Genomic DNA, 26,743 nt, shown 5'->3' on the forward strand with positions numbered 1-26,743 from the left:
GCTCAGCCCGTCACCTCGGGCATAATTTCGCCGCCCATCTGGCGTTCCAGCGTGGCGTACGCGCCGCCGCGTCGGCGGAGGGTGTCGGGGTGGCCGTCCTCGACGACCCTACCGCCCGCGAGGACGATGACGCGGTCGGCGGTGCGGGCGAGGCTGGGGCGGTGCGTGACGATCAGCGCGGTGCGGCCGCGCGTGAGTTCGTCCAGCGCGGCGACGACCTGGGTTTCGCTTTCGGCGTCGACGGCGCTGGTGGGTTCGTCGAGCAGCAGGAGGCTGGGCTGGGCCAGCAGCGTACGGGCGATGGAGAGCCGCTGGCGTTGCCCGCCGCTGAGGCGCACGCCGCGTTCCCCCACCACGGTCTGGAGGCCCTCGGGGAGGGCGTGGGCGAAGGTGTGGGCGTGCGCGGCGCGCAGAGCAGCGTCCACCTCGGCGTCGGTGGCGTCGGGGCGGGCGTAGCGGACGTTGTTCAGCACCGTGTCGTGGAACAGGAAGGTGTCCTGCGCCATGACGGCGGCGTTCTCGCGCAGGCTGCGCAGCGTGAGGTCGCGCAGGTCGTGCCCGTCGAGCGTCACGCGGCCCTGCTGCGGGTCGAAGGTGCGGGTGACGAGGGCGAGGAGGGTGCTCTTGCCCGCGCCGCTTTCCCCGAGGAGGGCGACGCGCTGCCCGGCCGGGATGTGCAGCGTGACGTCCCGCAGGATGGGCCGGGCGGGGTCGTATCCGAAGGTGACGCCCTCGAAGCGCAGCTCTCCGCGCACGGGCTGCGGCAGGGGCCGCGCGCCGGGCCGGTCCTGCACGGGTACGGGCGCGTCGAGTACCTCGAACACCCGCCGCCCGCTCGCCTCGGCCCGCTGGAGCAGGTCGCCGATGTTCACGAGGTCGTCGATCGGGCCGTAGAAGTACCGCCCGTACCCGCGGTACGCGAGCAGGCCGCCGAGCGTGAACTGCCCGGCCATGATCAGCCACGCGCCGCCGCCCAGCATGATCACGTTCCCCAGGTTCCCCACGAAGCGCGCGCGGGGGAAGGCGCGGTTGCGGATGGTCACGGCCTTCACACCCTCGGCGTACAGCTCATCCCCAAGCGCGCGGATGCGCGCAGCCTCGGCGTCCTCCCGCGCGAAGCCCTGCACCACGCGGATGCCGCTCAGGCGGTCCGTGATCAGCGCACTCAGGTCCCCCAGGCGGGCGCGCGCCGCGCGGTACGCGGGCCGCACCGTGCGCGCGTAGCGGCGCAGCATCAGCGCCACGGCGATCATCGGGAGGGTCGTGACAACGCCCAGCAGCGGTTGCAGCGCAATGAAGATCCCGATCACGCCGATCAGGCGCAGGGCGTTCGCCAGCACGGCGTCCGTGCCGCGCACCAGCACGTCCTGCAGCGCGTCCACGTCCCCGGTCACGCGGGCGATCAGGTCCCCGGTGCGCTGCCCCTCGAAGTACGCCGCCGACTGCCCCTGCAACTTCCGGTACAGCGTCAGGCGCAGGTCGCGCGTGAACGCCTGCCCCGCCCGCTCCAGCAGTAGCCCCCGCCACGCGGACAGCGCCTGCTGCACGCCGAACACCGCCACCAGCAGGGCCAGCTGCCACCCGATGAACGTCCAGTCGCGGTTCGGAATGCCGTGATCCACCACGCGGATCCACACGAGCGGCGGGTACAGTTCCGCCGCCACGCTTCCCAGCAGCAGCAGTAGCCCCACGGTCACCGTGCGGCGGTACGGACTGAGCAGCCCGTACAGGCGGCGCAACACGGACGGACTCCTCACAGGCATGGGCCCGAGGCTACGCCACCCGCGCGCCCATGCCTGTGAGGAGTCCCGCCTTCCCCGTTCCATTTCCTGCGCCGGTCAGCCCGTATGCTGCGCGGCATGACGAGTGCGCGGCCGGATGACCGGATTCCTGTGGTGGTGGTGGGCGGCTTTCTGGGGGCCGGGAAGACGACGCTGGTGAATCACCTGATCCAGTCGCTGCCGCACCGGCTGGGTGTGATCGTGAACGAGTTCGGCGCGCAAGGCGTGGACGGCAGCCTGATCGAGCGGCTTCAGGACGACGTGACGGAACTGACCGCTGGGTGCCTGTGCTGCACGGGCCGCGACGACCTGCTGCGGGCGCTGGTGACGATCGCCATGCGGGAGAGAAGGCCCGACGCGGTGATCGTGGAACTGTCCGGGGTGGCGGACCCGACGCCGGTGCTGACGACCCTGCTGGAACGTTCGGTGCGCGCGGCGTTCCGCGTGACGACGCTCGTGGCGGTCGTGGACGCCCGGCACGCCCTCCAGACGCTGCGGGAGCATCCGGAGGCGGCGCGGCAGCTGGCGTACGCGAATGTGGTCGTGCTGAACAAGACCGACCTCGCCGACCCGGCCCTGCTGGACCACGCGCAGGGCGTGCTGCGCGGCGTGAACCCCTTGGCCGACATCAAGCGGGTCGAGCAGGGCCAGATTGACGCGGAAGCCCTGCTGGCCCGCGACGACTTCGACCCGCGCGTGCTGGACGGCGTGGATACCCGCGCGGCGCACACGCCGGGCCTGAAGTCCTTCACGCTGCGCGCCGACCGCCCCCTGGACCCGTACGCGTGGCAGCGCTTCATGACCGACTACCTGCTGTCCCGCCCGGCGGAGGTCCTGCGCGCCAAAGGCTTCCTCGACCTGTTCGGGTACCCGCAGCGCATCCTGTTCCAGGCGGTGCGGGACCTGTTCACCGCCGACGCGTGGGAACCGGGAGACGGCACCTCCGAACTCGTGGTGATCGGCCGGGGCCTGGACCGCGCGGAGTTCGAGGCCGCGTGGGCCGCATGCCTGACGCCGGACCCCCACGACCTCATCCCGGACTGAATCAGAAAGAGGCCCCTCGTCGCAGGGGCCTTCACTCTTTCCGACGTTACTTGCCCTGCTGGGCCAGTTTCAGGTAGTAGGCGCTGCTCTTGTCGGTGGGGTCCAGCGCGACGGCCTGGGTGTACGCGGCGGTCGCGCCGGGGTAGTCCTTGCGTTCATAGCGGGCGCGGCCCAGCCAAGCCCAGGCCTTAGCGTATCTGGGGTTCTGGGTGGTGGCGGCCTGGAAGCCCTCTTCAGCGGCCGCCTTGTTCCCGGCGGCGTATTTGGCGTAGGCGTCGCGGTAGGTGCGGACCGCCTGGAGGCCGTACGTCTGCGCTTCCTGGGCCAGGGCGAGGTTATATCTGTCACTGGCGGTCGCGCCGGGCAGGGCGACCAGGGCCGCATACGCGTCCAGGGCGGCCTGGGTGTTGTTCAGATCCAGGGCGAGGCGGCCGGCTTCGCGCTGCGCGTCGGCGAAGTTGGGGGCGCTGCGGGCGGCCTCCTGGAAGCCGGCGAGGGCCTGCGCCTTGCGCCCGGCGTCCAAGTCGCCGTACGCGCGGCTGAAGGCGCGGGTGGCAGCGGGGCCGTACTGCGCGGCCTTGTCGGTCAGCGAGCGGAAGTAGGTCAGGGTCTTGTCGCCGGGGTTCAGGGTCAGCGCGCGGTCGTACAGGGTGCGGGCCTGGGTGTACTGCCCGGCTTCCAGCGCGGTGCGGGCGGCCCAGGTGGCGCAGGGGGCGCTGGCGGGGTCGAAGGTCAGGCAGGTGTCGAAGAATTTCGCGGCCTGATCCGGCTGGTTGCGGGTGTACGCGGCGTACCCGAGGTTGTACTGCACGGTGGCGGCGCTCTTCGCTTCGGGGGTGTTCCGCGCGGCGTTCGGGGCCGCCTGGAAGTAGGCGGTCCAGGCGAGTTCCGCCTGTTTCCAGAAACCGACCTCGGTGTAGATGTTCGCGCGGAGTTTCAGGTACTCGGGGTTGCCGGGCGCGGCGGCCACGGCGGCCTCGGCGGCGGCGGCGGCCTGTTTCCAGAGGGTCTGGTCGATGTTCGCGCTGCCCCTGGGGTAGGTGGCGCGGGCCCGGTCGGCCAGGGCGCGGGCGTCGGCGGCGAGCGCGGCGGGCGTCTGCGTCGGCGTGGGGGTCTGGGTGGTGTCGGTCTGTGCGGCGGCCAGTTGCAGGGGCGCGGTCAGGGCCAGCGTGGCGGTCAGGGTCAGCAGGTTGAGTCGCATGAGGGGCTCCTTGAATGCAGGACGGGGCTTGAGGGTCGTCCGGTCATGTGAGCAGCTCAGCCTGACCCCGGGGGGCCGGATTCCCTAAGGCTCACTTCACGCTCCCCCCACCCGCCGCCCGCCCTGATCTGGAAGGCAGGGCAGGGTCGCTTCTGGGGGTGTTCTGGTAAAACAGGAGCATTGTGAGCGACCCTGCCTCCCCCCGCGTGTACCCCATGCGCCTGTACGGTGACCCCGTCCTGCGCCGCAAGGCTAAACCCCTCCAGGCGACCGACACCCTGACCGTGCCGGGCTTCGATCCGCAGACGGTGCGTCAGGTGGCGGACACCATGCTCGAAACGATGTTCGAGGCGCACGGCGTGGGGCTGGCCGCCCCGCAGATCGGCCTGCCGGTCCGGATGTTCGTGGCGGTCGAGTACGAGGATGACGAGGAGGAGAACGAGGGTCAGGAGAAGCCGCTGAAGTCCCGCGTGCTGCGTGACTTCGTGATGCTCAACCCCGTACTGAAGGTCATCGACAAGAAGAAGGACCGCTCGTACCAGGAGGGGTGCCTGAGCATTCCCGGCATCTACGAGGAGGGCGTGCCGCGCGCCCGCGCCGTGCAGGTGAGCTACACCGACCTGGACGGTGTGAGCCGCGTGATCGAGGCGGACGACTTCCTGGCCCGGGTGTTCCAGCACGAGGCCGATCACCTGGACGGCGTGCTGTTCCTGGACCGTCTGCCCGCCGAGGTGACCGAGGACTACCGCAAGGAGCTGCTGGCGATCCAGCAGAAGTCCCGCACGTTCCTGAACGATCTGGCCGCGCACGAGCGGCAGCGCAAGGCGGGCCTTTGACCGGCGGCGGGCCGCGCGTGGCGTTCTTCGGGTCGCCCGCGTTCGCGCTGCCGGTGCTCGACGCGATCCGCGAGCACTTTGAGGTGGTGCTCGTCGTGGCGCAGCCGGACAAGCCGGTGGGGCGCGGCCTGAAGCTGACCCCGCCGCCCGTCGCGGCCCGCGCGGCCGAGCTGGGCCTGCCCCTCGCGCAGCCTAGGAAACTGCGGGGCAACGCGGCGTTCGAGGCGACCCTGCGTGAGTCCGGCGCGGACGTGGCGGTCACCTGCGCGTACGGGAAGATCCTGCCCCTCAGCGTGCTGAACATTCCCCGCTACGGGTTCCTGAACACCCACACCAGCCTGCTGCCCGCGTACCGGGGCTCCGCGCCGATCCAGTGGGCGCTGATCAACGGCGAGGCGGTGACGGGCACGACGATCATGCAGACCGACGAGGGCATGGACACCGGCCCGGTCCTGCTGCAGGAGGCGCTGCCGGTCGCGCCCGAGTGGACCAGCCTCGAACTGGCCGACGCCCTGAGTGCGCAGGCATCGCGGCTGATCGTGCAGGCCCTGTCGAACCTGGAAGGCCTCTCCCCCACCCCGCAGGACGAGACACTCGCCACGCACGCGCCCATGCTGGTCAAGGAGGACGGCTTCGTCCGCTGGGGCGACACCGCCGCGCAGATCGTGAACCGCTCCCGGGGTGTAGCCGCGTGGCCTCAGACGACCGCGTTCCTGGGCGGCGCGCGCCTGAAACTCGGTGGCCTGAGCGTCACCGCCGGGTCCGGCCAGCCGGGCGAGGTGCTGGGCGTCAGCGAGGGCGGCCTGACCGTCGCCGCGCAGGAGGGCGCCGTGCTGATTTGCACCGTGCAGCCCGAGGCGCGCAAGGCGCAGGCCGCGCACACCTGGGCGCAGGGGGCCGGAATCAAACCCGGCACCCGCCTCGACCTGTGGGAACCCACCCACCACTGAGCCCGTACCCGGGGGCATGAGCCTCGCCTTCCCCCTGACGCTGGAATTCAAATTCAGTCTCTTCACCGAACTGCGCGTCACCGACGCGCGCGGCCAGCTCGTCGCGGTCGTGAAGGAGAAGACCTTCAGTGTCCGCGACGAGGTCCGCATCTACCGTGACGAGCAGAAACAGGTGCAGACCCACCGCATGAAAGCCAAGGGCTTCCTCGCGGGCGCACTCGACTGGAAGGCGTCGCGCCTGATCGAGCGCCTGGACGGCACGCCCGTCGGCGCCCTCCAGGCGCAGGGCATGCGGACCCTGTGGGCCGCCGGGTACGACCTGCTCGGCCCGAATGGCGAACCCCGCTTCGCCATCCGCGACGACCACCCCTGGCTGGGCCTCATCGAGGGCGCGCTGGACGCCATTCCCTTCGTCGGGGACTTCATCGCCATGGGCTTCGACTACCTCGTGAACCCCACGTACACCGTCACCGACACGGGCGGGCAGGCCGCGTACCGCGTGCACAAGAAACGCAGCTTCATGGCCCGCCGCTTCACCGTCGAGGAGTTGCAGCCGCGCGCCGGACAGGACGACGAACTGGTCCTGATGGGCCTCATCCAGCTGATCCTGCGCGAACGCGAACGCGGCTAAGCATGCACCGCGAAGACCAGCAGACCGCCTCGGCGCTGCTGGCCTTCCTGGCCGCGTACCACCAGACCCTCGGGGCCAGATCACTCGGCGCCCGGCGGGTCGGTGTACCCCCGGAAGGCCACCGGCAGCCCTCCTGCCCCCTCACCCACGCCGCCCACCACGAAGGCGAGGCACTGGCCCGCGCGCACCTGAGCTGACGCGGCGTCAGTGTCAGCGGGTCTCCATGTGTTCGGGGGCCGCGCCGAACCCGGGGAAGAGGTCAGCCAGCACCCCGTACCCGTCCGGAGCGCGTCCGCCGGGTTCCTGAAGGCGCACCTCCCAGGTCTCGTCGCTGAACCCGCTCAGGCGGCGCACCGTCACCTGGCCCGTTTCCAGGCGGCGCAGGTACTCGCGCAGGAAGGTGTCGAGATTGGGCGCCAGCACGTACCGGTGCTCCTCGTCGCGGCCGGTCGTGATGACCTGCCCAACCAGCCCGGCGGGACCAGGATTCAGGTCGATCGCCACGTGGTTCCCGCCCCCGTCGTGCAGGAACGGCAGCCAGTTACCCGTGGCGTACAGGGGGCGGATCGCGCCGGGTGGGTGCGACACGATGTCCTCATCCAGGTCGGTCAGGCGGTCGGCAGCGAGTTCCGCCCATGCCACTCGGTTGAATTCCAGGTGCTCCAGGCTCAGGAACTCCAGGCCGAACAGGTCGCCGCCGTCATGCCAGCGGTACAGGGCGCGCAGGGCCGGAGGGAGAGTCACGCCCTGCCGCGCCTCGACAGCGTCCAGCGAGGCGTCTGTCACGCCGGGGCGCAGCGTGGCGTGGTGCAGCGGCACCTCACGCGCCACCCAGGCGTCTAGGCGGGCGAGCACTTCGGGAAGGGGCAGGTTCACGGGCGTCACGCGGCGCACCTCCAACGGCGGCGGGTGGACCGCCCAGACACCCGTCGCAGCGTACAGGACTGCCGGGACGATCAGCAGGGGCAGCAGCCAGCGCCACATGCCCCCAGCGTGACACGGCAGGTCGCAGCACGCCGCCTCAACCCTTCCAGGCAGGCACCCCATCCCCGTACTGCGCGTGGGCGTCGCAGCGGGAACGCAGGACGCACGCGCCGCACTTCGGGTCGTACCACGAGCAGACCCGCTGGCCGTGCCGGAGAAGGTTCACGTGCAGTTCGTACAGGAACACCGGGTCGGGCGGCAGGAGCTTCAGGAGGGCGCGGTGCGCGGCCTGTTCACCCATCTTCGGGATGGCGCCCACGCGGGTCGTGACGCGGTGCACGTGTGTGTCCACCGGGAAGACCGGGCGGGCGAAATTGAACAGCAGCACCAGACTGGCGGTCTTGATGCCCACGCCGGGCAGGTCGGTCAGGAACTTCAGGGCGTCCTTCACCGGCAGGTCGCGCAGGAAGTTCAGGTCGTACCCGCCGGGCGAGTCGCGCAGCGCGGCCAGGGTCGCCTGGATGCGGGGGGCCTTGCTCTCGGGGTAGTTGCTGCGGCGGATGGCGTGCGCCACGGTCTCCACAGGCGCGGCGATGATGGCGTCCCAGTCGCCCAGCGTCCGCAGTTCCCGGTACGCGGCTTCCTCGTCGGCGTGCGTGGTGCGCTGCGAGAGGATGGTGCTGATCAGCTCGTGCAGCGGTTCCCGCCGGGGCTTCAGGGGCCGCTCGCCGTACTCGGGGCGCAGCGTGTCCTTGATCCACACGAGCAGCGCGGCCCGCTCGTCATCCGGGCGGGCCACGTTCAGGGGGGTCGGGTCGGTCACAGCCTCAGGACTGGCCGGGCGTGCTGTCGCTCTCCACCTCGTCCCGGCCACCCTCGGCAGGTTCGGGTTTCGCGGCCGGGTCAATGTTCGGGTCCTTGCCCTTCGCCTCGTCGGGAATGGCGTGGCTCTGGCCCTCGGCGGGGCTGCTGTTGGCGGGGTCGTACCCGGTCTTCTGCTCGTCGGTCATGCCCTCAGCTTGCGCCGTTCCGGCCGGCGGGAAGATGCGAGGCGCCTCAGGAGCCCTTCATGCGAGAGGAGGCGACCCCGACTGGCCGGCCGCCTCCCCTCCCCCAAGCAGATTTACATCGCTTCGAGCATGAGCCGGTCGGGATTTTCGAGCAGGCGGATGACTTCCTTGCAGAAGCGCGCGGCTTCCGCGCCGTCCACGAGGCGGTGGTCGAAGGACAGGCTGAGGTACATCATGTGCGCCACGACGATGTTGTCGTACTCGTCCACGATGGGCCGCTTCTGGATGGAGTGGATGCCGAGGATGGCGGCGTCGGGCACGTTGATGATCGGGAAGGAGAACAGCGCGCCGATCGAGCCGATGTTCGTGACGCTGAAGGTGCTGCCCGCCAGTTCGTCCGCCTGGAGTTTGCCGCCCTGGGCGCGCACGGCGAGGTCGCTGACTTCCCGGGCGAGGTCGAAGACGCTCTTGTGGTTCACGTCCTTCAGGACGGGCACGGTCAGGCCCGCGTCGGTGGCGACGGCCATGCCGATGTTGTAGTAGCGCTTCTGGACGATCTCCTGGGTGGCCTCGTCGAAGCTGGTGTTCAGGCTGGGGAACTTCCGCAGCGCGACGGCGACGGCCTTGAAGATGAACGGCAGGTACGACAGTTTCACGCCGGCAGCGGCGGCGTCGTCCTTGACGCGCGCGCGGAACTCGACGAGCTTGCTGAGGTTCACCTCGTCCACGGTCAGGGTGCGCACCGTGTACAGGTGGCTGGCCTGCATCTGGTTGCTGATGGCGCGGCGCATGCCCCGCAGCGGCACGCGGTCCTCGAGGTGCTCGTAGCCCTTGGGCGTGCGGTACTGCACGGGCGCGACGGGCATCCCGCCCGCAGCGGGGGCCTTCGCGGCGGGGGCGGGCTGGGCCGCCTGTGCGGGCGCCTGGGCCGGGGCGGCGGTCTGGGCGGGGGCCGTCTGCATGGGGGCCGCCTGACCCTGGTTGATGCCCTGGTGGGCCAGCACGTCGCTCACGCGGATGCGGCCGTTGGGGCCACTGCCACGCACCTGGGTCAGGTCGAGGTTCAGTTCACGCGCCAGCTGCCGCGCGGCGGGCACGGCCAGCACCCGGCCATCCGCGCGGGTCGGCTGGGTGGGTGCGGCAGGGGCGACGGGCTGGCGGGCGCCGAGGCCCTGCACCTGCACCTTCTCGTCGCTGGAGAACGCCTTGAAGAGGCTGGTGGAGTCGTCGTCGGCCCCCTTCTGGAGGTGTCCGGCCTCGACGATGCTGCCACCGATCTGTTCGCGTTCTTCCTGCGCCTGCGCGGGCAGCTGCGGCTCGGCGGCGCCCGGGTTCGCCGCGTTGTCCTGAATGGCCTGCGTGGCCGGGACCGTGCCCGCACCGCCGGTCTCGTCGATCAGGGCGATGGCGGCGTGCACGGCCACCACGTCCCCCTCGCCCGCGAGGCGCTTACTGAGCACCCCGGCGACCGGGCTGGGGAGTTCCACGGTGACCTTGTCGGTCATGACCTCGCACAGGGGCTGTTCCAGGGCGATGGTATCGCCCTCCTGCACCAGCCACTTCAGGATTTCGCCCTCGACGACGCTCTCGGCCAGTTCGGGCAGCAGCACTTCTTTCATAGCGACCTCTCTTGATCTTTCTTGTGTGTCGGTTCAGCGCAGCACGGTGGCGCGCAGCAGTCCGTAGATGAGCAGCAGGACGCCCAGCCCCTGGATCCAGCGTTCCCCGCGCGCGTACACCCAGGCGCTGACGCCCAGCAGGACGAACATGCCGCCGATGGCGACGCTCTGCCAGGGTTCGGCGAGTTTTCCCGCGAGGGCGTACAGCGTGAAGCCGATCAGCAGGCCCAGGGTGCCCAGCAGGGGGCGCAGCAGGTCAGGTCGCATGGAGACAGCTTAGGGGCCAGGGGACGGGGTCAGTAGTTGAGGGCCTGGACGCAGGCGGCCACGATGCGGTTCGCGCCGGGCAGGTACACCTTGTCCTGCACGTACGGGTACGGCGTGTCGAAGCCCGCCACCTGACCGACGGGGGCGGTCAGATAATCGAAGGCCTGCTCCTGGATGACGTACGCGACCTCGCCCATGAAGTTGCTGATGCGCGGCGCCTCGCTGACGAGGACGGCCCGGCCGGTCTTCTGGACGCTGGTCAGGACGCGGTCGCGGTCCCAGGGCACCAGGGAACGCAGGTCAATGACCTCGACGCTGACGCCCTCGGCGGCCAGGGCGTCGGCGGCCTTCTCCAGGTCGGGCATCACGCCGCCGTAACCGATGAGGCTCAGGTCGCTGCCCTCGCGGCGCACGGCGGCCTCGCCCAGTTTCACGACATAGTCGTGGTCGGGCACCTCGCCCTTGGCGGCGCGGTAGAGGCGTTTGGGTTCGAAGTAGATGACCGGGTCCTCGCCGCGCAGCGCGGCCTTCAGCAGGCCCTTGGCGTCGTAGGGGGTGCTGGGCATGACGACCTTCAGGCCCGGGGTGTGGGTGTAGTAGCTCTCAGGGCTCTGGCTGTGGTGGTGCCCGCCCTTCACGCCGCCGCCCGAGGGCGTGCGGATGACCATGGGCGCCGTGAACTGCCCCGCCGACCGGTAGCGGATCTTGGCGGCCTGCGAGATGATCTGGTCGAAGCCGGGGCCCATGTAGTCCGCGAACTGGATTTCCGCGATGGGGCGCAGGCCGCGCACGGCCATGCCGACGGCGGCGCCAACAATGCTGGCCTCGCTCAGCGGCGTGTCGAAGACGCGGTGCTTGCCGAAGCGTTCCTGCAGGCCGGCGGTGGCCATGAACACGCCGCCGCGCGCGCCGACGTCCTCGCCGAACAGCACGACCCGTTGGTCGCGTTCCATCTCCTCGGCGATGGCCTCGGTGACGGCCTGGATGAGGTTGATGGTGCGGCCGGTCGTCATGGGGGCAGCCTCCGGGCGGGTCTGGGTGGCGGTCATGCGCGGCCTCCGGTCTGCTCGGCGCGCAGGAAGGCTTCCTGCTGGCGCAGGTGGTCGGGCAGGTCGGCGTACACGTCCTCGAACATGATGCGCCAGTCGGGCTGCCCGGTCGCCTCGGCGGCGAGCACCTGCTCGTCCACCTCGCGGTGCGTCTGCGCGATCAGCGCGGCGCGTTCCTCGGCGGTCACGGGGTGCCCCAGGTGCGCCAGGAGGTTCTCCAGGCGGGTGATGGGGTCACGGGCCAGCCACGCGTCGACTTCCTCGCGGGTGCGGTAGTGCTTCTCGGCGTCCGCGTCCGCGTTGCTGTGCGAGCCCACGCGGTAGGTGAGGCACTCGACCAGGGCGGGGCCCTGACCGCTGCGGACCTGCTCGGCGGCAAATGAGCAGACTTCCATGACGGCGATGATGTCGTTGCCGTCCACGTAGTAGCCGGGCATGCCGTACGCTTTCGCCTTGATGTGGATGGTCTCGCTGGCGGTCTGCTCGCGGATGCTGGTGCTGATTGCCCACTGGTTGTTCTCGCAGACGAATAGCGCGGGGGCCTGCGCGGCGCCCGCCATGTTCATCCCGGCGTGCCAGTCGCCTTCACTCGTGGCGCCGTCCCCGAAGGTGCAGACGGTGATCTCGTCCACGCCGAGGTACTTCTGTGCCATGGCGTTCCCGGCGGCGGGCGGCACCTGCGACGCGATGGAGGAACTGATGGACACGAAGTTCTGGCGCTGCGCGGCGAAGTGGTGCGGCATCTGGCGGCCCCGGCAGGAGTCGCTGTTCGTGCCCAGGCACTGGCTGATCAGTTCCGCCATGGGCACACCCATCGCGAGGCCCAGGGTGTGGTCGCGGTAGTACGGCCAGACCCAGTCGTGCCCGACGCGGATCGAGCGGGCGAGGCCCACCTGGGTGGCCTCCATACCGCTGGACTGCGCGTAGAAGGTGGTGCGGCCCTGCCGGAGCAGCGTGATGAGCTTGCGGTCGAATTCGCGCGCCTGGAGCATCAGGCGGTGCAGGTCGCGCAGCACCTCGGGCGTGTAGCGCTCCGGGAGGGGCTGCACCGGCGTCCCGTCTTCCGCGACGAAGCGGATGGGTTCGGGGGTGAAGGGTTGAATCATGGGCTGGGGCCTCCTGACCGGGTGCGCGCCGCCGCCGCTGGGGCCTGGGCACGTCCGGAAGTTCATCTGTCTAGCAAACGCTCGTTAGGCATTTTAGACGCTTTGTCCATGAGGCGCGAATCCTGCCCCGGAAGGCGAACCGGTTCCAGCCCTGCGGCCTCCTCACAGAAGCTCCCTGGCGTCCAGACCAGCCGGACGCCAGGGAGCCAGAACCGCCACTCCGGATCAGTGGGCGAAGAACACCAGATCCTCCGGCACGTGCGGCGGCACCGCCCTCCCCTCCCCTGCCGGACTCAGGTCTGCCGCCAGGGCGCGCGCCTCGCGCAGGTAGCTGGCGTACGGGACCGCGCCCGCCGCCGTCCGGGGCCGCGCGTCCCCGAACAGCTCCATCGAGGCGGCGTCCGCCGGGTGCGTCCACGCGCCGGACTCCCAGTCGAAGGCGTACAGCGCCACAAAGCGCTCGCCGAACTCCGCGACGAACTCGATGGCGTCCAGCAGGAACTCCACCTCCTCGTCGGTGGCCCACGGGGCCAAGTTGAGCCTCGTCCAGCCGGGCTTCACGCCGTCCACGTGATTGAGCGCGCACTGCAGGTACCGCTCGCTGGTCTGGTCATCCACGTTCAGCAGCACGTGCCCGTACGGTCCGGCGCAGGCGCAGCCGCCACGCGCCTGGATGCCGAACAGGTCGTTCAGCAGCCGCACGACCAGCCGGGGGTGCAGCTGCCGCCCGCCGGGCGTGAAGGTCAGGAACGACAGGAAGGCCAGCCGGGGCGCCTCCAGGTTCCCCAGCAGTCTGATCTGGGCATTCGCGCCCAGGCGGGTCAGGGCGCGGGCGAACAGTTCGTGCTCCCGCGCCGTGATCTGCGCGGCGCCCAGCTCGGCCTTGACGCGGAAGGCCAGCGCCGTGCGGATCTTCCCGAGGATCGCGGGCGTCCCGGCGTCCTCGCGGGCCTCGATGTCCTCCACGTACACCTGCCGCTCGCGGTTCACGAAGCGCACCGTACCGCCCCCCGGCGTGCTGGGCACCGCCAGCCGGTACAGGTCCTCGCGGAAGCACAGCAGGCCCGGCGTGCCGGGGCCACCCACGAACTTGTGCGGGCTGAGGAACACCGCGTCGTACCCGTCGGGACGGCCCGGTTTCATGTCGATGGTCACGTACGGCCCACTGGCGGCGAAGTCGAAGAACGCGTACGCGCCGTGCGCATGCAGGATGCGCGCCACCGAGCGGGTATCGGTCAGCAGGCCGGTCACGTTGCTCGCGGCGCTGAACGACCCGATCTTGGGCCGCCCCGCGTAGCGCGGGTCCTTCAGCGCGGCGACCAGGGCGTCCAGATCCAGGTTCCCGCGTTCGCACAGGGGGATCTCCACGACCTCGGCCAGCGTCTCGCGCCAGCTGATCTCGTTGCTGTGATGCTCGTACGGGCCGACGAACACGACCGGCCTCTCCCCCACCGGCATCCCGGCCAGGATCGCGGCGCGGTGGTGGGCGCCCACCGTCAGGCCCAGGATGTCCTGCATGCGCCGCACCGCCGCCGTGCTACCCGACCCGCAGAACACCAGCTTGCAGGTGGCGTCGCCGCCCAGCTGCTCCTTGACATACTCGGCCGCCTGATGGGTCAGGTGCGTCGAGTGCGCGCCGGTCGCGCTGTCCTCGGTGTGGGTGTTCGCGTACAGCGGCAACGCCAGGGTCGCCACGCGCTCCTCGACGCTGCGCAGCGCGCGGCCCGACGCGACGTAATCGGCGTACGTGACGCGCCGCTCCCCGAAGGGCGTGCGGATCACGGTGTCGGTCCCGATCAGGTCGGCGCGCAGCTGCTCGAAGTTCATTCCCCCATGGTAGGCGGGCGGTCAGCGCGGCTCAACGGCCCTGATCGGCTGGGCCGGTCACCCCCATCAGGCAGCCCCCCTGAAGGCGTGCCGGCCTGCATGGGATCACCGTTGCCCACGCGCGGGGCGGGTACACTGGTGGGCTGATGAGCGGCTGGAATGTCTTGGTCATAGGTGGTGGGCACGCGGGGCTGGAAGCGGCGTGGGCCGCCGCGAAGTTCTCCCGCGTGGCCCTGCTGATCGGGAACCCCGCCACCGTGGGCCGCATGCCGTGCAACCCGGCGGTGGGCGGCCCCGGCAAGAGCCAGCTGGTGTTCGAGTTGCAGGCGCTGGGCGGCCTGATGGGCCGACTCGCCGACGAGACCGCCATCCACACCCGCACCCTGAACGCCAGCAAGGGCCCCGCCGTGCAGTCCCTGCGCGTGCAGAACGAACGCGACGCCTACGCCGAACGCGCCCAGGACGTGATCTTCGGGCATCCGAACATCGACATCCTGCGCGGCGAGGCTGCCGATCTGGAAAGCGACGGCCAGGGCGGCTGGCTGGTCGTCACGACCGACGGGCGCCGGCTGGCGGCCCGCAGCGTCGTGGTCGCGGCGGGGACTTTCATGCGCGGCGTGACGTGGTACGGCCGGCAGTCCCGCGCCGAGGGCCGCCAGGGCGAACCGCCTGCGCGCTTCCTGTCCGCGCCGCTCGCGCGCGCCGGGCACGTCCTGAAGCGCTACAAGACCGGCACGCCGCCGCGCGTGCGGGCCGACGCGGTGAACTTCGCCGAGCTGCTGGAAATCCCGGCCGACCCGAATCCGCGTGGCTTCACGGGCACGCCCGGCCCGCGTGCCGCCGAATCCCCCACCTGGCAGACGCACACGACCTCCGAAACGCACCGCCTGATCAACGAGAACCTGCACGAATCCCCAATGTTCGCGGGGATATCGAGGGCCTGGGGCCGCGCTACTGCCCCAGCATCGAGGACAAGGTCGTGCGCTTCGCGCATCACGACCGGCACCTGCTATTCGTGGAGCCGGACGGCGTGCAGACCAGCGAGGTGTACCTGCAGGGCTTCAGCTCGTCGCTGCCGCCGCACCTGCAGGACGCGCTCGTGCGGTCGCTGCCGGGATTTGAGCAGGCGGTCATCCAGCGCTACGCGTACGCCGTGGAGTACGACGTGGTGGATTCGCTGGAACTGTCCCTGAACCTCGAATCGAAGCTGATGCCAGGCGTGTTCACGGCCGGGCAGATCAACGGCACGAGCGGCTACGAGGAGGCCGCCGCGCAGGGCCTGATCGCCGGGACGGCCGCGGCCCGCCGCGCGCTGGGTGAAGCCGAGCAGGTCATCGGGCGGGAGACCGGGTACATCGGCGTGCTGCTGGACGAACTGGTGTTCAAGGGCAGCAACGAGCCGTACCGCATGATGACCAGCCGCGTGGAGCACCGCCTGCTGGTGCGCCAGGACAACGCCGACGAGCGCATGACACCCATCGGGCACGCACTGGGGCTGGTGGACGACGCGGAACTGGCGCGGGTGCAGGTCAAGTACGCGCGGGTGCAGGGTGGTATCGCGGCGCTGGAGGCGCAGCGGGCGCAGGGCCAGACCGGGGACGCGTGGCTGCGCCGCCCGGAGTTCAGCCTGCCGGACGTGGAGGCGCTGGGCGTCACGCTGCCCGAGCTGTCGCCCGCCGAGCGCGAGGCGGTGGAGATCCGCGTGAAGTACGCCGGCTACATTCGCCGGGCCGAGGTGCAGCTGCGCGCCGAGGACCGCTCGCGCGGCCTGAGTCTGGAGGGCATCGATTTCGGCAGCATCGCGGCGCTGTCGAACGAGGCACGCGAGAAGCTGGGCCGCGCCCAGCCCCGGACTGTGGAACAGGCCAGCCGGATTCCCGGCGTGCGACACGCGGATATCAGCGCGCTGCTGGTGCACCTCAAGCAGCGGAGCGGGGACGTTTCACGGGAAATCTGACGGTGAAACAACACGGGTCGGAGAGCACATCCCTCTCCGACCTTTTCTGCGCTTGACCCCGCCTGCGTTTCACGGGAAACTTGACGGTGAAACAACGGAGGTTCGATGACGGGAACAGTCAATACCCTGGACGCCACCTTTGAGCAGGGCCTGCTACTGGGCATCCTGATCGGCGAGGGCCACTTCGGCGGGGACGGCAAGCAGCCGCAGATCACGCTGCGCATGCACACCCGCCACCAGAAACTCTTCGAGACGCTGCTGCGCCTGTGCCCCGGCTCGAAACTGTACGGACCGTACAACCACGGCGGCAGGCGCTATTTTCAGTGGATGGCGCGCGGCGAGGTGCTGCGCGAGACGCTGCTGCCCCTGCTGGATCGGCTGCCGCTGGAGGACATCGATGAACACGTCTACGAGAGGTATCAGGATATGAAAGTCAGGTACGGCCTGTGACCCCCGAAGGGCAGGCGCTGCTCCGTCAGGGGGCAACGGAACTCGGGCTGGATGTCGAGGACCAGCTGCCCCAGTTCGAGCAGTTGCTGGACCTGCTGGTCGAGGCCAACAGCCGCGTGAACCTCACGGCGCTGAAGACGGAATCGGACATCGTCCTGAAGCACTTCGTGGATTCCCTGAGCTGCCTGCGCGGCGGGCACCTGGACGGCGCGGGCCTGCGGGTGCTGGACATCGGCACCGGGGCGGGCTTCCCGACGCTGCCGCTGGCGATCGTGCGGCCGGAGGTGGCCTTCACGCCGCTCGACTCGATCCGCAAGAAGATCGATTTCGTGCGCACGGCGGCCGAGGCGCTGAACCTGACAGGCGTCACCCCGCTGGTGGGCCGCGCCGAGACGCTGGGGCGCGACCCCGAACACCGCGACACGTACGACCGGGTGGTGTGCCGCGCCGTGGCGGCCCTGCCGATCCTGGCGGAACTGGGCCTGCCGCTGCTGAAACCCGGCGGGCTGCTCGTGGCGCAGAAGGGCCCGATCAGCGAGGAGGAACTGCACGCTGGTCGCCGCGCGGCAGGCGAGGTCGGGGGCCGCGTGACCGAGGTGGACGCCTTTACGCTGCCCGTGCTGGGCGACGCCCGCACCCTGGTCGTGATCGAGAAGGTGGGCCCCACCCCGAAGAAGTACCCCCGGCGCGAGGGTGTGCCCAACCAGCAGCCGCTATTCTGGACGGCACGGTGAACGGCTTGCGACACAACGACATGCGGAGGACGCCGTGAAGGTACTCGGCGTCGTGAATCAGAAAGGCGGGGTGGGCAAGACCACCACCGCCGTGAACCTCGGCGCGTACCTCGCGGCGGGCGGCAAGCGCGTCCTGCTACTGGACATGGACCCGCAGGCGAACGCCACGAGCGGCCTGGGGCAACGCGGCGCCACGCAGGGCCTGTACGAGGCGCTGGGCGAACCCGCCCGCGCCGCCGAGTACACCGTGGAAACGGTGCAGGCGAACCTCTTCCTGCTGCCCGCCACGCCGGATCTGGCCGGGGCGGGCGTGGAGCTCGCCGAGGATCCGGACGCCCTGACGCGCCTGCTGGCGTCCATCCAGGGGTACGACGTGGTGCTGATCGACGCGCCGCCCAGCCTGGGGCCGCTGACCGTGAACGTGCTGGCCGCCGCCGACGCGCTGCTGATTCCCCTGCAGGCCGAGTACTACGCCCTGGAGGGTCTCGCGGGCCTGATGGAGACCGTCGAGCGCGTGCAGGGCGGCCTGAACCCGCGCCTGAAGGTGCTGGGCGTCGTGCTGACCATGTTCGACGGGCGCACGAACCTCTCGCAGGACGTCGAGAGCATGGTCCGGCAGCACTTCGGGGAGCTGGTGTTCTGGTCGGTCGTGCCGCGCAACGTGCGCCTGTCCGAGGCGCCCAGCTTCGCCAAGCCCATCAACGCGTTCGCACCGCTCTCGGCGGGCGCGGCGGCGTACAAGCGCCTGAGCGAGGAGGTGATGCAGCGTGTCGAAAAAATCTAGCCTGGGCCGTGGCCTGGACGCGCTGCTCGGCAAACCCGCCGAGAGCGCGCCGGGCGCGCAGGTACAGTCCCTGAAGATCGAGAAGATCGTGCAGGCCGCCTACCAGCCGCGTCAGGTGTTCACGCCGGAATCCCTGGCGGAACTCGCGCAGAGCATCCGCGACAAGGGCGTGCTGCAACCCCTGCTGGTCCGCCCGCGTGACGATCACTTCGAGATCGTGGCCGGGGAGCGCCGCTGGCGGGCCAGTCAGCTCGCCGGGCTGACCGAACTGCCCGTGATCATCCGCGACCTCGGGGACCGCGAGGCGCTGGAGATCGCGATCGTGGAGAACCTCCAGCGCGAGGACCTGGGGGCGCTGGAAGAGGCCCGCGCGTACCAGGCGCTCATGGAGCAGGGCCTGAATCAGGAGGGCGTGGCGCAGGCGGTCGGCAAGAGCCGCAGCGCCGTGTCGAACGCCCTGCGCCTGCTGACGCTGCCTGCCCCGGCCCTGCGTGCACTGGACGACGGGCAGATCAGCGCCGGGCACGCCCGCGCGATCCTGGCGCAGCCTGACGGAGACCGCGCCTGGGCGCTGGAGCAGATCACGGCCCGCAGCCTCAGCGTCCGCGAGGCCGAAGCCCTCAAGCGTGAGAAGCGCGAGCCCACGCCCATCAAGGTGAACCCGCCGCGCGCGTTCCGGCAGGTGGAGCTCGACCTGAGCCGCCGCACCGGCACCCGCGTGCGCATCACGGGTGAGGACAAGGGCCGCGTGGAACTGAACTACGCGTCCCGCGAGGAACTCGACCGGATTCTGGAGATCCTGGGCTACGCCGCAGAGGAATAACGGCACAGGTCAGGACAACGGACGAGAGGCGGCCCCAGTCACCAGGGCCGCCTCTCGGTCACGCGGTCAGCGGGTGCCGACGAGGTAGATGTTCGGCCAGGGCCGGTAGGTGCTCTTGAGGGTGTCCTGCTTGAAGGCCTTGCCGTCCCGCATGAACCGGCGGGTGACCTCGATCACGGCGCCGGGTGCGGCCCAGTCCACCTGCTTGCGCTGCCCCCGGGCCAGCGTCGCGTCCGGGATCAGCCGGTCGGCGGGGGAGGGGGTGGTGCTCAGGGTGCGGGGCGCGCCGATCTCCACGGTGAAATCGCGGGCCTTGCCGAACACGTTCACGGTCAGGGTGGAGGACTCGTCGTCCCAGTCGCTCTGGAACCACAGGGAACCGCCGGTGTCGTTGGCGAACTTCAGGTCCAGGCTGGGCTGGTAGATGGTCGCGTCGAGGCCCTGCGGGTCGTAGTAGTGCACCTGATAGGAGTGGTTCTGGCGTTGCAGGATCGGCAGGCCCGCCGCGTACAGCGCGCGGAACACGGTCGTGCTGACCTGACAGATGCCGCCGCCCACGCCGTTCGCGGTGCGTTCCCCCGCGATGACCAGCCCGGTCACGAAGCCCGTGCCGGTGGTGATCGGGCCGACCATCTGGTTGAACGACACGCTCTTCCCGTCCAGCAGGCGATCCTGGAAGCGGCTGGTGCCCACGTGGATGTTCGTGATGCGGGCGGCGCTGCTGCCGTAGTAGTTCGTCTGCCCGGTGCCCAGGTGCGCGGTGATGCCGCGAGACGCGAAGTAATCCAGCGTGCGTTTCGGCGCCACCTGACCTGTGACGGGGACGGTCACCTTGATGCCTGTGGGGTCCTTGATGGCCGCCAGCAGGTTCGCGCGGGCCTTCGCAGCGTCAACCTTCAACCCGTTGCGCTGCACGACCGCCCAGCCGTCCCAGAGCTCCTCGAAGCGGGCGTCCTGCGCGGTGGGGGGCAGGGCCTTCAAGAAGGCAGTCAGTTCCTGATCCAGACTCTCGGTGATCACGCCGCGCGCCCGGATGACCTCCACACGCTTGCCAGGAATGGTCAGGGTGCGGCTGAACGGCACGGTCGTCTTCTTGCCGTTCACGAGCGCAGGCCACTGGGCCTCCACCGTGATCAGCAGCGGGGCCGTGATCCTCGCCGGGACCGGGGTGACCTGCGGCGTGGGGGTCGGCGGCGCGGGCTGAGGCGCCGGGGTGGGTGTGGGTTCCGGGGTCGGCTGAGGGACTGGACTCGGCTGGGGCTCCGGCGCAGGCGTCGGTGCGGGACTCGGTTCCGGCTGGGGGGCGGGCGGCGTGGGCGGCAGTGCCGGGATGGTCTGCGCCGGCGGGGGAGGGGAGGGCTCCGTGCCCGTCTGGGCCAGGGCAGCGGTCACGAGGGAGCCACTGAGCAGCAGGGCGCCCAGGGTCAGGGCGCGCCGGGAGGCGGGGGTCATGTGGCGAGTATTCCACGCGCCCAGGCCCACTCCATGAAAAGACCATCCATGAAACGGGCCGCCCGGCAGCGTTCACCGGACGGCCCGCACGCGGCCGGCTTACGCGGGCTGCACGCCTCGCTCGGCCAGCTGCCGCGCGATCTCGGCGACGGCATGATCGGCGTGGAAGCGGCCGTTCTCGATGAACACCTGATTCGTGCGTCCGGCGAAGCCCGCGCTGCCTACCACGAACAGGCCCGGCACGCTGCTCTGGTAGTGCTCGTCCAGCACGAGGCACTCGTCCGGCTGCGTGGCAAGACTCAGACCGTCCAGGAACGAGAGGTCGGGGCGGTAGCCGGTCAGGGCGAACGTGAAGTCGGTCGGCAGCTCCCAGGTGGTACCGTCCTCGCGCTGCACGACCACGTGCTCGGGGTGGATCTCGACCACGCGGGAGCTGAAGTGCGCGGCGATGCTGCCTTCCTTGATGCGGTTTTCCAGGTCGGGGCGCACCCAGTACTTGATGGTGCTCTTCAGTTCGGGCGCGCGGACGACCATGGTCACGTTCACGCCGCTGCGCCACAGGTCCAGCGCGGCGTCGGCGGCGCTGTTCCCCGCGCCGATCACGGTGACGTTCAGGCCCATGAACGGGTGCGCCTCGGTGTAGTAGTGGCTGACGTTCTCGCCGTCCTCACCGGCGATGCCCAGCGCCAGGGGGTTGTCGTAGTACCCGGTGGCGACCACCACGCGCCGCGCCTCCACCACGCCGGGCGTGCCGTCGCGCTTCTCTACTTCCAGCGTGAAGCCCGCCGGGGCGGCGTGCACGCGCGTCACCTCGGTGTACTGCTCGACGTTCAGGCTCTCGCGCTGCGCGACCAGCCGGTAGTACATCAGCGCGTCGCGCCGGTCGGGCTTGTCGTGCCCGGTCACCATGGGGTGATTCCCGATCTCCAGTTCCGGCGCGGTCGTGAAGAACGACATGTACGTGGGGTACTCGAAGATCGCGTTCACCACGCAGCCCTTCTCCAGCACCACGTAACTCAGGCCCGCACGCTTGCAGGCGATGGCGGCGGCGAGGCCCACCGGGCCCGCTCCGACGATGGCGACATCCACCAGACTCATGAGCGGCATTCTGCCAGCCGCGCCCCGCCCGAGTCTGCGGGCGAGGCACGGTGCCGGGATCAGGCGCGGCGGATCAGCGTTCGGAAGGTCAGGTCAAAGGGGTTGGCGTCGTCCGCCGCGCGCGTCCGCTCCTGCGTGACGACCCACCCGTCCCCCAGGTCCGGCATGACCGTATCCCCCTCCAGCCGCGCGTGAATCAACGTGAGTTCCACCCGGGTCAGCTGCGGCAGGTACAGGGCGTACACCTCGGCCCCGCCGATGATCGCCACCTCCGGCGCGTCCCCGGCCAGGGCCAGAGCCTCCTGCGGCGAGTGGGCCACCTGCGCGCCGGGCGCGCTGAACGCCCGGTTGCGGGTCAGGACGATATTCGCGCGGCCCGGCAGTGGCCGCCCGCCCAGCGAATCCCACACCTTGCGGCCCATGACGTTCGGCTTCCCGCGACTGTGCGAGCGGAAGTGCGCCAGATCCGCCGGGAGGTGCCACGGCATCCCCCCGTCCCGCCCGATCACGCCGCTCTCGGTCACCGCGACGATGCCGACCAGTTCAGGGGGCCGGGACATGCCGCACCTCAATCCCCGCGTCCCGCAGGATCTGCTCCCCACTCGGCAGGCCCGACTCCACGCGGTTCGTCTCGCGGTACGCCGTCTCGAAGATCACGCGCCCCACCCGCCGCGAATTCACGATCAGGCGCGCGCACGCCGCGCACGGCTCGTGCGTCACGTACAGCGTGTGCCCCTCGCCGTTCCAGTTCGCGGCCAGCAGGGCGTTCACCTCCGCGTGAATGAACCCGCTGTGCCCCTGCGACAGGCTCTCGCGTTCGTTCGGTTCGCCCGCCGCGCGCCCGTTGTACCCCACGCCCACCACCCGGTGATGCCGGTCCAGGATGCACGCCCCCACCCGCACCTTGCTGTCCGCGCTGCGCGTCGCCCACAGCCGCGCCGTCGCCAGCCCCAGCTCATCGAACGACGGGCGGGTCACACGGCCACCGGGGCCTTGATGCCGGGGTGCGGGTCGTAGCCTTCCAGGCGGAAGTCCTCGTACCTGAACTCGAAGATGTCCTTCACCGCAGGGTTGAGGTGCATGACCGGCAGTGAACGCGGCTCCCGTGCCAGTTGCCGCCTCACCTGCTCCATGTGGTTGCTGTACAGGTGCACGTCCCCGCCCGTCCAGATGAACTCGCCGGGTTCCAGGCCGCAGACCTGCGCGACCATCAGGGTCAGCAGCGCGTAGGACGCGATGTTGAACGGCACGCCCAGGAACAGGTCGGCTGAGCGCTGGTACAGCTGGCAGCTCAGCCGTCCGTCGGCGACGTAGAACTGGAACATCGCGTGGCAGGGCGGCAGGGCCATGTCGTCGATCTGCGCGACGTTCCAGGCGTTCACGATCAGGCGGCGGCTGTCCGGCGTGCGTTTGATCTGCTCGATGACCTGCGCGATCTGGTCGATGCTCCCGCCGTCCGGGGTGGGCCAGCTGCGCCACTGGGCGCTGTACACGGGGCCCAGGTCGCCGTGCTCGTCGGCCCATTCGTCCCAGATGCTCACGCCGCGCTCCTGGAGCCACCTGACGTTGGTGTCGCCGCGCAGGAACCACAGGAGCTCGTAGATCACGCTTTTCAGGTGCACTTTCTTGGTGGTGACCAGGGGAAAGCCGTCCCGGAGGTCGAAGCGCAGCTGCGCGCCGAACACCGAGCGGGTGCCGGTGCCCGTCCGGTCGGTCTTGTCGGTGCCGTTCTCCAGCACGTGGCGCATCAGGTCGAGGTACTGCCGCATGGGGACAGTCTAGAGCGGCCCGCTGGGGGCCACCTGTTGCTGGCTGGCGTGGGGTTAGGCTGTCTGCGGTTCACCGCGTGGTTCTTGCCGCTGGGTGGTCAGGACGCCCAGGGCGACGAGGATGAGGGCGGCGCTGGCGCCGAAGGTGCCGGGGGCGGCGGTGCGGGCGTAGAGAGGGCCGGCCAGGAGGGGACCGGCGACCTGCGCGAGGGAGCCGAAGCTCTGCGCGCCGCCCTGCACGCGGCCCTGGGCGTCGGCGGGGGCGGCGGTGGACAGCAGCGCGCCGAGACTGGCGGTGAAGATGCCCTCGCCGATGGCCATGAGGATCACAGCGGCGTACAGCAGGGCGGGGCTGGGCAGGAGGGGCAGCACGGCGAGGCCGAGGGTGCCCAGGGCGCCCAGGCTCAGGCCGAGGCGGGCGACGCCGCGTTCACCCAGCCGGTTCAGCAGCAGGGGCAGCAGGCCGCCCTGGGCGATGATGTCGCACACGCCGACGATCATGAACACGGTGCCCATCTGCGCGGCGTTCCAGTGCATGACGTCCCGTCCGACGAGCGCGAGGATGGTCTGCATCATGGTGAAGGGCAGCAGGAACAGGACGCTGACAGTGATCAGGCGCCGCGCGGCGGGGTAGGCCAGGGCGGCGCGCAGGCCGGTCACGGGGTTGAGGTGCGCGGCGTCGAAGTGCCGCTGGCGGCGTTCCGGGGCGAGGCTCTCGGGGAGGATGAATGCGCCCCAGAGCATGTTCAGGGCGCAGATGGCGGCGGCGGCGAACATGGGGGCCGCGAGGCTGAGGTGGGACAGCGCGCCGCCGATGGCGGGCCCGATGATGAAACCCGCGCCGAAGACCGCGCCCACCTGCCCGAACACCCTGCCGCGGTCCTCTTCGGGGGTGACGTCCGCGAGGAAGCCGTACAGGGCGCTGATGCCCCCGGCAGTCAGGCCGTCGATGGCGCGGCCCAGGAACAGCAGGCCCAGGCTGCCGCCGATGCCGAACAGCACGTACCCGATGGCCGAGCCGAGCAGGCTGAGGATCAGGACGGGCCGGCGGCCGTAGGCGTCACTCAGGGCGCCCATGACGGGGGCGGACAGGAAGGTCAGCAGGGCGTACGTGGCGCTCAGCCAGCCGATCACGCTGGCCTGCCGGGTGACGTCCGGGACGTACTGCGTGACGATGAACGGCAGCACGGGAAACACCAGGGTCAGGCCGATGGAGAACAGGAACGCGGTGGCGAGCAGGAACAGCAGTGGGGGGCGGCGGGACGGGGCAGGGGTCATGAGGCGCAGCGTAGGGGGCGGCGGGGCCGCCTCTCTTGAACAAAACCGGCAGGTCAGGGCCGCGCCGGGGCAGCGGAGCGGGCGTACAGCCCCGTGTCCTGCAGGGCGTCGTGGCGGTGCGCCATCTGGCGGGCGTACTCGCGGAAGGTGCGGGGGGTCATGTGGGCCAACGCGCGGAATTCCCGGGTCAGGTGCGCCTGATCGGCGAAGCCCAGGTCGTACGCGAGGCCCGCGAGGGATTCGTCCGGGTTGAGGTGCAGGCGGTTGTGCGCTTCCTCGAAGCGGATCAGGCGGGCGAGGGTCTTGGCGTTCACGCCGACCTCCTGACTGAAGGCGCGTTCCAGGGCGCGGGGGCTGACGTTCAGTGCCTCCGCGAGCGGGCCGATCCGGGCGCTGCCGAGGGTGTCGTACAGCTGCGTGGCGGCTAGGACACCCACGCCGGGTTCGCGTCCATTCGCGCGCAGGCGTTCGAGCAGCCAGTCGTCCACGACCTCGCGCGCCTCGTTCCACGCGCCGGCACGCAGCAGGGCAGGTACGGCGCGGGCGACCGGGGCGGACACGGCGGTCAGGTCCAGGGTGTCCAGGCCCATGCGCCAGCCGAACAGTTGCGCGGCGCCCCAGGGGTACAGTTCGATGCCCAGCGCGCGGGTCAGGCCGTAGGACAGCAGGCGCCGTGGCGTGAGGGTCAGGCCGCTGAGGTGCGCGCCGCTCAGCCGTTCGGGCGTGGCCGTGCGGGTGGGGGCCAGCCAGGACTCGCCGCTGAAGAACAGCAGGCGGACCGTGCGTTCGGGCATGAAATGGTGGTCTTCCTCGCCGGGCGCGTGGTGTTCCTCCAGCAGCCAGTACCGCCGCACCAGGGCGCGCAGGGGTGGGCTGGGGAGGACTTCGCGGTACATGCGTTCATGGTGGCAGATGCCGCGCCAGAACGCCTCCGCCGGATGACCGGGGCGCCCTGACGGAAAACGTCAAGACAGGGCCGCCGGTGGGCCCACCGGGGGTCTGCGCCGTTCCCGCCCGGCGCAGTAGGCTGGTTCATGTCGCCACTCTCGCCCCGCCCGGCCGGGCCGCCCACCTGGCGTCCTCCGGAGGAGTTGCGGCGGACGCTGTACATCCTGGCGATCGCGCTGGGGCTGGTGGTGGTGCTGTTCCTGAATGTCCTGACGTACCGCTCGGGGGACGTGAACCTGTACGTGCAGGTGGTGCTGCCGGTCACGATGATCCCGGCGCTGATCAGCCTGGGCTGGCTGCTGCGGGACGGGCCGCTGGATGTCCCGGAGCGGCTGATGTTCTTCACGGTGAACGTGCAGGTGTTCGCGCAGGCGCTGCTGGAGGAGATGCAGCGTACGGCCCCGGCGGGCGAGACGGATCTGCTGTACTGGTCGGTGGTGGTGAACGTCATGCTGGGTTACCTGATCTTCCCGAACCGCGTGGCCGGCTGGTACAGCGCGGGGCTCTTCGGGTTCAGCGCGGGGCTGCCCTGGCTGGGCGTGGCGCTGCGGGGGGGCGTGGTGTCGCCGGATCTGCCCCGGCTCCAGCTGACGGTGGGGATCGTGCTGCTGTTCGTGCACGCGCTGTCGTGGTACCGGGGACAGTTCGAGGCGCAGCGCAGCGCCGTGCGGGTCATGGAGCAGCTGGCACATACCGATCTGCTCACGAACCTGCCGAACCGGCGGGGCATGTACCCGGCCGTGGAGGCGCTGCTCGCGTCGGGCGGCGGGGCGCTGCTGCTGGATCTCGATCATTTCAAGCGGGTGAACGACACCTTCGGGCATCAGGTGGGGGACGAGGTGCTGGCGCGGGCGGCCCGGCTGCTGGAAGCGCAGCTGCCCCCGGGGGGCCGGGTGGGCCGCTGGGGGGGCGAGGAGTTCCTGATGACCCTGCCCGGGCTGGACGCCCCGGCGGCGGGGGCGCTGGCCGAGGCGGTGTGCCGCGCGTTCCGCACGCAGACGATGGTGGACGTGGGGGTGGTCACGATCAGTGCGGGGCTGACGCTGACCCGGCCGGGCGATACCCTGCCCAGCCTGGTGGCGCGGGCGGACGAGCACCTGTACGCCGCCAAGCGCGCGGGGCGGGACGGCTGGGCCGATCGGTTGGCGGCGGACGGGCCGGGGGCGGCCGGGTCGGGGCCCGCGTTCCCGGACGTGTGACACCCG

27 protein-coding genes and 1 pseudogene are annotated in these 26,743 nt (G+C 70.6%); 11 read left to right on the forward strand and 17 right to left on the reverse strand.

The genetic code is table 11. The features are described from left to right. Nucleotides 1-2: 2 nt before the first annotated feature. A complete protein-coding gene (locus tag AUC44_RS15835) occupies nt 3-1,742 on the reverse strand; it encodes an ABC transporter ATP-binding protein (RefSeq protein ID WP_231724486.1) in 1,740 nt (579 codons plus the stop codon). 117 nt (nt 1,743-1,859) lie between these two features. On the opposite strand from AUC44_RS15835, the gene AUC44_RS15840 reads away from it, so the two are divergent. Beyond that, nucleotides 1,860-2,825: a CobW family GTP-binding protein gene (locus tag AUC44_RS15840; protein ID WP_082689104.1), complete on the forward strand. Its 966-nt coding sequence runs from the start codon at nt 1,860-1,862 to the stop codon at nt 2,823-2,825. Nucleotides 2,826-2,871: 46 nt separating this feature from the next. Here the strand turns inward: AUC44_RS15840 and AUC44_RS15845 are convergent, their stop codons facing one another. Further along, entirely contained in the window at nt 2,872-4,026 is a 1,155-nt protein-coding gene (locus AUC44_RS15845; RefSeq protein WP_062159568.1) for a tetratricopeptide repeat protein, read from the reverse strand. A gap of 215 nt (nt 4,027-4,241) precedes the next feature. Between AUC44_RS15845 and def the strand changes: the two genes are divergently transcribed. From def to AUC44_RS15865, 4 genes are read left to right on the forward strand one after another with little or no spacing between them, the layout of a single operon-like run. Beyond that, entirely contained in the window at nt 4,242-4,862 is a 621-nt protein-coding gene (def, locus tag AUC44_RS15850) for a peptide deformylase (RefSeq protein ID WP_062159569.1), read from the forward strand. Beyond that, entirely contained in the window at nt 4,859-5,812 is a 954-nt protein-coding gene (fmt, locus tag AUC44_RS15855; protein WP_062159570.1) for a methionyl-tRNA formyltransferase, read from the forward strand. Before def ends, fmt begins: the two co-directional genes overlap by 4 nt. A gap of 16 nt (nt 5,813-5,828) precedes the next feature. Next, the gene (locus AUC44_RS15860) at nt 5,829-6,443 is read left to right on the forward strand and encodes an LURP-one-related/scramblase family protein (protein ID WP_062159571.1); all 615 of its coding nucleotides are present in this window, start codon (nt 5,829-5,831) and stop codon (nt 6,441-6,443) included. Between the two features lie 2 nt (nt 6,444-6,445). Further along, nucleotides 6,446-6,640, forward strand: a complete 195-nt coding sequence (locus tag AUC44_RS15865; protein WP_062159572.1) for a hypothetical protein — start codon at nt 6,446-6,448, stop codon at nt 6,638-6,640. A gap of 13 nt (nt 6,641-6,653) precedes the next feature. Here AUC44_RS15865 and AUC44_RS15870 read toward each other — a convergent pair whose 3' ends face one another. From AUC44_RS15870 to AUC44_RS15905, 8 genes are all read right to left on the reverse strand, one after another. Continuing rightward, the gene (locus AUC44_RS15870) at nt 6,654-7,427 is read right to left on the reverse strand and encodes an SMI1/KNR4 family protein (RefSeq protein WP_062159573.1); all 774 of its coding nucleotides are present in this window, start codon (nt 7,425-7,427) and stop codon (nt 6,654-6,656) included. A 37-nt stretch (nt 7,428-7,464) separates the two neighbouring features. After that, entirely contained in the window at nt 7,465-8,190 is a 726-nt protein-coding gene (locus AUC44_RS15875; protein ID WP_062159574.1) for a monofunctional DNA glycosylase, read from the reverse strand. Nucleotides 8,191-8,194: 4 nt separating this feature from the next. Then, entirely contained in the window at nt 8,195-8,377 is a 183-nt protein-coding gene (locus AUC44_RS15880; protein ID WP_058974351.1) for a hypothetical protein, read from the reverse strand. Between the two features lie 113 nt (nt 8,378-8,490). Further along, a complete protein-coding gene (locus AUC44_RS15885) occupies nt 8,491-9,996 on the reverse strand; it encodes a dihydrolipoamide acetyltransferase family protein (protein WP_062159575.1) in 1,506 nt (501 codons plus the stop codon). Nucleotides 9,997-10,029: 33 nt separating this feature from the next. Continuing rightward, the gene (locus AUC44_RS15890; RefSeq protein ID WP_062159576.1) at nt 10,030-10,263 is read right to left on the reverse strand and encodes a hypothetical protein; all 234 of its coding nucleotides are present in this window, start codon (nt 10,261-10,263) and stop codon (nt 10,030-10,032) included. Between the two features lie 29 nt (nt 10,264-10,292). Then, the gene (locus AUC44_RS15895) at nt 10,293-11,312 is read right to left on the reverse strand and encodes an alpha-ketoacid dehydrogenase subunit beta (RefSeq protein WP_058974344.1); all 1,020 of its coding nucleotides are present in this window, start codon (nt 11,310-11,312) and stop codon (nt 10,293-10,295) included. Further along, nucleotides 11,309-12,418 carry a thiamine pyrophosphate-dependent dehydrogenase E1 component subunit alpha gene (locus tag AUC44_RS15900; protein ID WP_058974342.1) on the reverse strand — a complete coding sequence of 370 codons (1,110 nt, stop codon included), beginning with the start codon at nt 12,416-12,418 and terminating at the stop codon, nt 11,309-11,311. The genes AUC44_RS15895 and AUC44_RS15900 overlap by 4 nt, the downstream gene beginning before the upstream one ends. Before the next feature lie 225 nt (nt 12,419-12,643). Then, nucleotides 12,644-14,245 (reverse strand): aminotransferase class V-fold PLP-dependent enzyme, encoded by a 1,602-nt coding sequence (locus AUC44_RS15905; RefSeq protein WP_062159577.1) that lies wholly within the window; start codon nt 14,243-14,245, stop codon nt 12,644-12,646. A gap of 146 nt (nt 14,246-14,391) precedes the next feature. Between AUC44_RS15905 and mnmG the strand changes: the two are divergent. The 5 genes and pseudogenes from mnmG (at nt 14,392) to parB (ending at nt 18,993) form a co-directional block, all read left to right on the forward strand. Further along, nucleotides 14,392-16,202 (forward strand): annotated as a pseudogene (gene mnmG, locus AUC44_RS15910) (tRNA uridine-5-carboxymethylaminomethyl(34) synthesis enzyme MnmG). A 105-nt stretch (nt 16,203-16,307) separates the two neighbouring features. Then, on the forward strand, nt 16,308-16,652 hold the full coding sequence (locus tag AUC44_RS15915) for a hypothetical protein (protein ID WP_062159578.1): 345 nt from the start codon (nt 16,308-16,310) through the stop codon (nt 16,650-16,652). Beyond that, a complete protein-coding gene (rsmG, locus tag AUC44_RS15920) occupies nt 16,649-17,386 on the forward strand; it encodes a 16S rRNA (guanine(527)-N(7))-methyltransferase RsmG (protein ID WP_062159579.1) in 738 nt (245 codons plus the stop codon). Before AUC44_RS15915 ends, rsmG begins: the two co-directional genes overlap by 4 nt. Nucleotides 17,387-17,420: 34 nt before the next feature. Next, nucleotides 17,421-18,170 (forward strand): ParA family protein, encoded by a 750-nt coding sequence (locus AUC44_RS15925; protein ID WP_062159580.1) that lies wholly within the window; start codon nt 17,421-17,423, stop codon nt 18,168-18,170. Continuing rightward, nucleotides 18,154-18,993 carry a ParB/RepB/Spo0J family partition protein ParB gene (parB, locus tag AUC44_RS15930; protein ID WP_062159581.1) on the forward strand — a complete coding sequence of 280 codons (840 nt, stop codon included), beginning with the start codon at nt 18,154-18,156 and terminating at the stop codon, nt 18,991-18,993. The genes AUC44_RS15925 and parB overlap by 17 nt, the downstream gene beginning before the upstream one ends. A 66-nt stretch (nt 18,994-19,059) precedes the next feature. Here parB and AUC44_RS15935 read toward each other — a convergent pair whose 3' ends face one another. From AUC44_RS15935 to AUC44_RS15965, 7 genes are all read right to left on the reverse strand, one after another. Further along, the gene (locus AUC44_RS15935; RefSeq protein ID WP_062159582.1) at nt 19,060-20,445 is read right to left on the reverse strand and encodes a VanW family protein; all 1,386 of its coding nucleotides are present in this window, start codon (nt 20,443-20,445) and stop codon (nt 19,060-19,062) included. A gap of 99 nt (nt 20,446-20,544) precedes the next feature. After that, a complete protein-coding gene (locus AUC44_RS15940; RefSeq protein WP_062159583.1) occupies nt 20,545-21,543 on the reverse strand; it encodes a YpdA family putative bacillithiol disulfide reductase in 999 nt (332 codons plus the stop codon). Between the two features lie 59 nt (nt 21,544-21,602). Further along, complete coding sequence (locus AUC44_RS15945; protein ID WP_062159584.1) at nt 21,603-22,103, reverse strand: dihydrofolate reductase; 501 nt, start codon at nt 22,101-22,103, stop codon at nt 21,603-21,605. After that, nucleotides 22,087-22,521, reverse strand: a complete 435-nt coding sequence (locus AUC44_RS15950; protein ID WP_062159585.1) for a deaminase — start codon at nt 22,519-22,521, stop codon at nt 22,087-22,089. The genes AUC44_RS15945 and AUC44_RS15950 overlap by 17 nt, the downstream gene beginning before the upstream one ends. Next, on the reverse strand, nt 22,518-23,312 hold the full coding sequence (locus AUC44_RS15955; RefSeq protein WP_062159586.1) for a thymidylate synthase: 795 nt from the start codon (nt 23,310-23,312) through the stop codon (nt 22,518-22,520). The genes AUC44_RS15950 and AUC44_RS15955 overlap by 4 nt, the downstream gene beginning before the upstream one ends. Before the next feature lie 54 nt (nt 23,313-23,366). Further along, nucleotides 23,367-24,590 carry an MFS transporter gene (locus AUC44_RS15960; protein ID WP_062159587.1) on the reverse strand — a complete coding sequence of 408 codons (1,224 nt, stop codon included), beginning with the start codon at nt 24,588-24,590 and terminating at the stop codon, nt 23,367-23,369. A gap of 53 nt (nt 24,591-24,643) precedes the next feature. Continuing rightward, nucleotides 24,644-25,486 carry an AraC family transcriptional regulator gene (locus AUC44_RS15965; protein ID WP_082689107.1) on the reverse strand — a complete coding sequence of 281 codons (843 nt, stop codon included), beginning with the start codon at nt 25,484-25,486 and terminating at the stop codon, nt 24,644-24,646. Between the two features lie 138 nt (nt 25,487-25,624). On the opposite strand from AUC44_RS15965, the gene AUC44_RS15970 reads away from it, so the two are divergent. Next, a complete protein-coding gene (locus tag AUC44_RS15970) occupies nt 25,625-26,737 on the forward strand; it encodes a GGDEF domain-containing protein (RefSeq protein WP_062159588.1) in 1,113 nt (370 codons plus the stop codon). Nucleotides 26,738-26,743: the final 6 nt, after the last annotated feature.

The organism is Deinococcus actinosclerus (genome assembly GCF_001507665.1).
Classification (GTDB): domain Bacteria; phylum Deinococcota; class Deinococci; order Deinococcales; family Deinococcaceae; genus Deinococcus; species Deinococcus actinosclerus.

What these genes read in the sequence shown, in the direction of transcription:
- AUC44_RS15880 (WP_058974351.1), bottom strand. Translation starts at nt 8,377, where the DNA reads ATGACCGACGAGCAGAAGACCGGGTACGACCCCGCCAACAGCAGCCCC.
- AUC44_RS15845 (WP_062159568.1), bottom strand. Translation starts at nt 4,026, where the DNA reads ATGCGACTCAACCTGCTGACCCTGACCGCCACGCTGGCCCTGACCGCG.
- AUC44_RS15840 (WP_082689104.1), top strand. Translation starts at nt 1,860, where the DNA reads ATGACGAGTGCGCGGCCGGATGACCGGATTCCTGTGGTGGTGGTGGGC.
- def (WP_062159569.1), top strand. Translation starts at nt 4,242, where the DNA reads ATGCGCCTGTACGGTGACCCCGTCCTGCGCCGCAAGGCTAAACCCCTC.
- AUC44_RS15965 (WP_082689107.1), bottom strand. Translation starts at nt 25,486, where the DNA reads ATGTACCGCGAAGTCCTCCCCAGCCCACCCCTGCGCGCCCTGGTGCGG.
- AUC44_RS15895 (WP_058974344.1), bottom strand. Translation starts at nt 11,312, where the DNA reads ATGACCGCCACCCAGACCCGCCCGGAGGCTGCCCCCATGACGACCGGC.
- AUC44_RS15865 (WP_062159572.1), top strand. Translation starts at nt 6,446, where the DNA reads ATGCACCGCGAAGACCAGCAGACCGCCTCGGCGCTGCTGGCCTTCCTG.
- AUC44_RS15870 (WP_062159573.1), bottom strand. Translation starts at nt 7,427, where the DNA reads ATGTGGCGCTGGCTGCTGCCCCTGCTGATCGTCCCGGCAGTCCTGTAC.
- AUC44_RS15905 (WP_062159577.1), bottom strand. Translation starts at nt 14,245, where the DNA reads ATGAACTTCGAGCAGCTGCGCGCCGACCTGATCGGGACCGACACCGTG.
- AUC44_RS15960 (WP_062159587.1), bottom strand. Translation starts at nt 24,590, where the DNA reads ATGACCCCTGCCCCGTCCCGCCGCCCCCCACTGCTGTTCCTGCTCGCC.
- AUC44_RS15945 (WP_062159584.1), bottom strand. Translation starts at nt 22,103, where the DNA reads ATGTCCCGGCCCCCTGAACTGGTCGGCATCGTCGCGGTGACCGAGAGC.
- AUC44_RS15940 (WP_062159583.1), bottom strand. Translation starts at nt 21,543, where the DNA reads ATGAGTCTGGTGGATGTCGCCATCGTCGGAGCGGGCCCGGTGGGCCTC.
- AUC44_RS15900 (WP_058974342.1), bottom strand. Translation starts at nt 12,418, where the DNA reads ATGATTCAACCCTTCACCCCCGAACCCATCCGCTTCGTCGCGGAAGAC.
- AUC44_RS15935 (WP_062159582.1), bottom strand. Translation starts at nt 20,445, where the DNA reads ATGACCCCCGCCTCCCGGCGCGCCCTGACCCTGGGCGCCCTGCTGCTC.
- AUC44_RS15955 (WP_062159586.1), bottom strand. Translation starts at nt 23,312, where the DNA reads ATGCGGCAGTACCTCGACCTGATGCGCCACGTGCTGGAGAACGGCACC.
- AUC44_RS15890 (WP_062159576.1), bottom strand. Translation starts at nt 10,263, where the DNA reads ATGCGACCTGACCTGCTGCGCCCCCTGCTGGGCACCCTGGGCCTGCTG.
- AUC44_RS15970 (WP_062159588.1), top strand. Translation starts at nt 25,625, where the DNA reads ATGTCGCCACTCTCGCCCCGCCCGGCCGGGCCGCCCACCTGGCGTCCT.
- AUC44_RS15885 (WP_062159575.1), bottom strand. Translation starts at nt 9,996, where the DNA reads ATGAAAGAAGTGCTGCTGCCCGAACTGGCCGAGAGCGTCGTCGAGGGC.
- AUC44_RS15915 (WP_062159578.1), top strand. Translation starts at nt 16,308, where the DNA reads ATGACGGGAACAGTCAATACCCTGGACGCCACCTTTGAGCAGGGCCTG.
- AUC44_RS15860 (WP_062159571.1), top strand. Translation starts at nt 5,829, where the DNA reads ATGAGCCTCGCCTTCCCCCTGACGCTGGAATTCAAATTCAGTCTCTTC.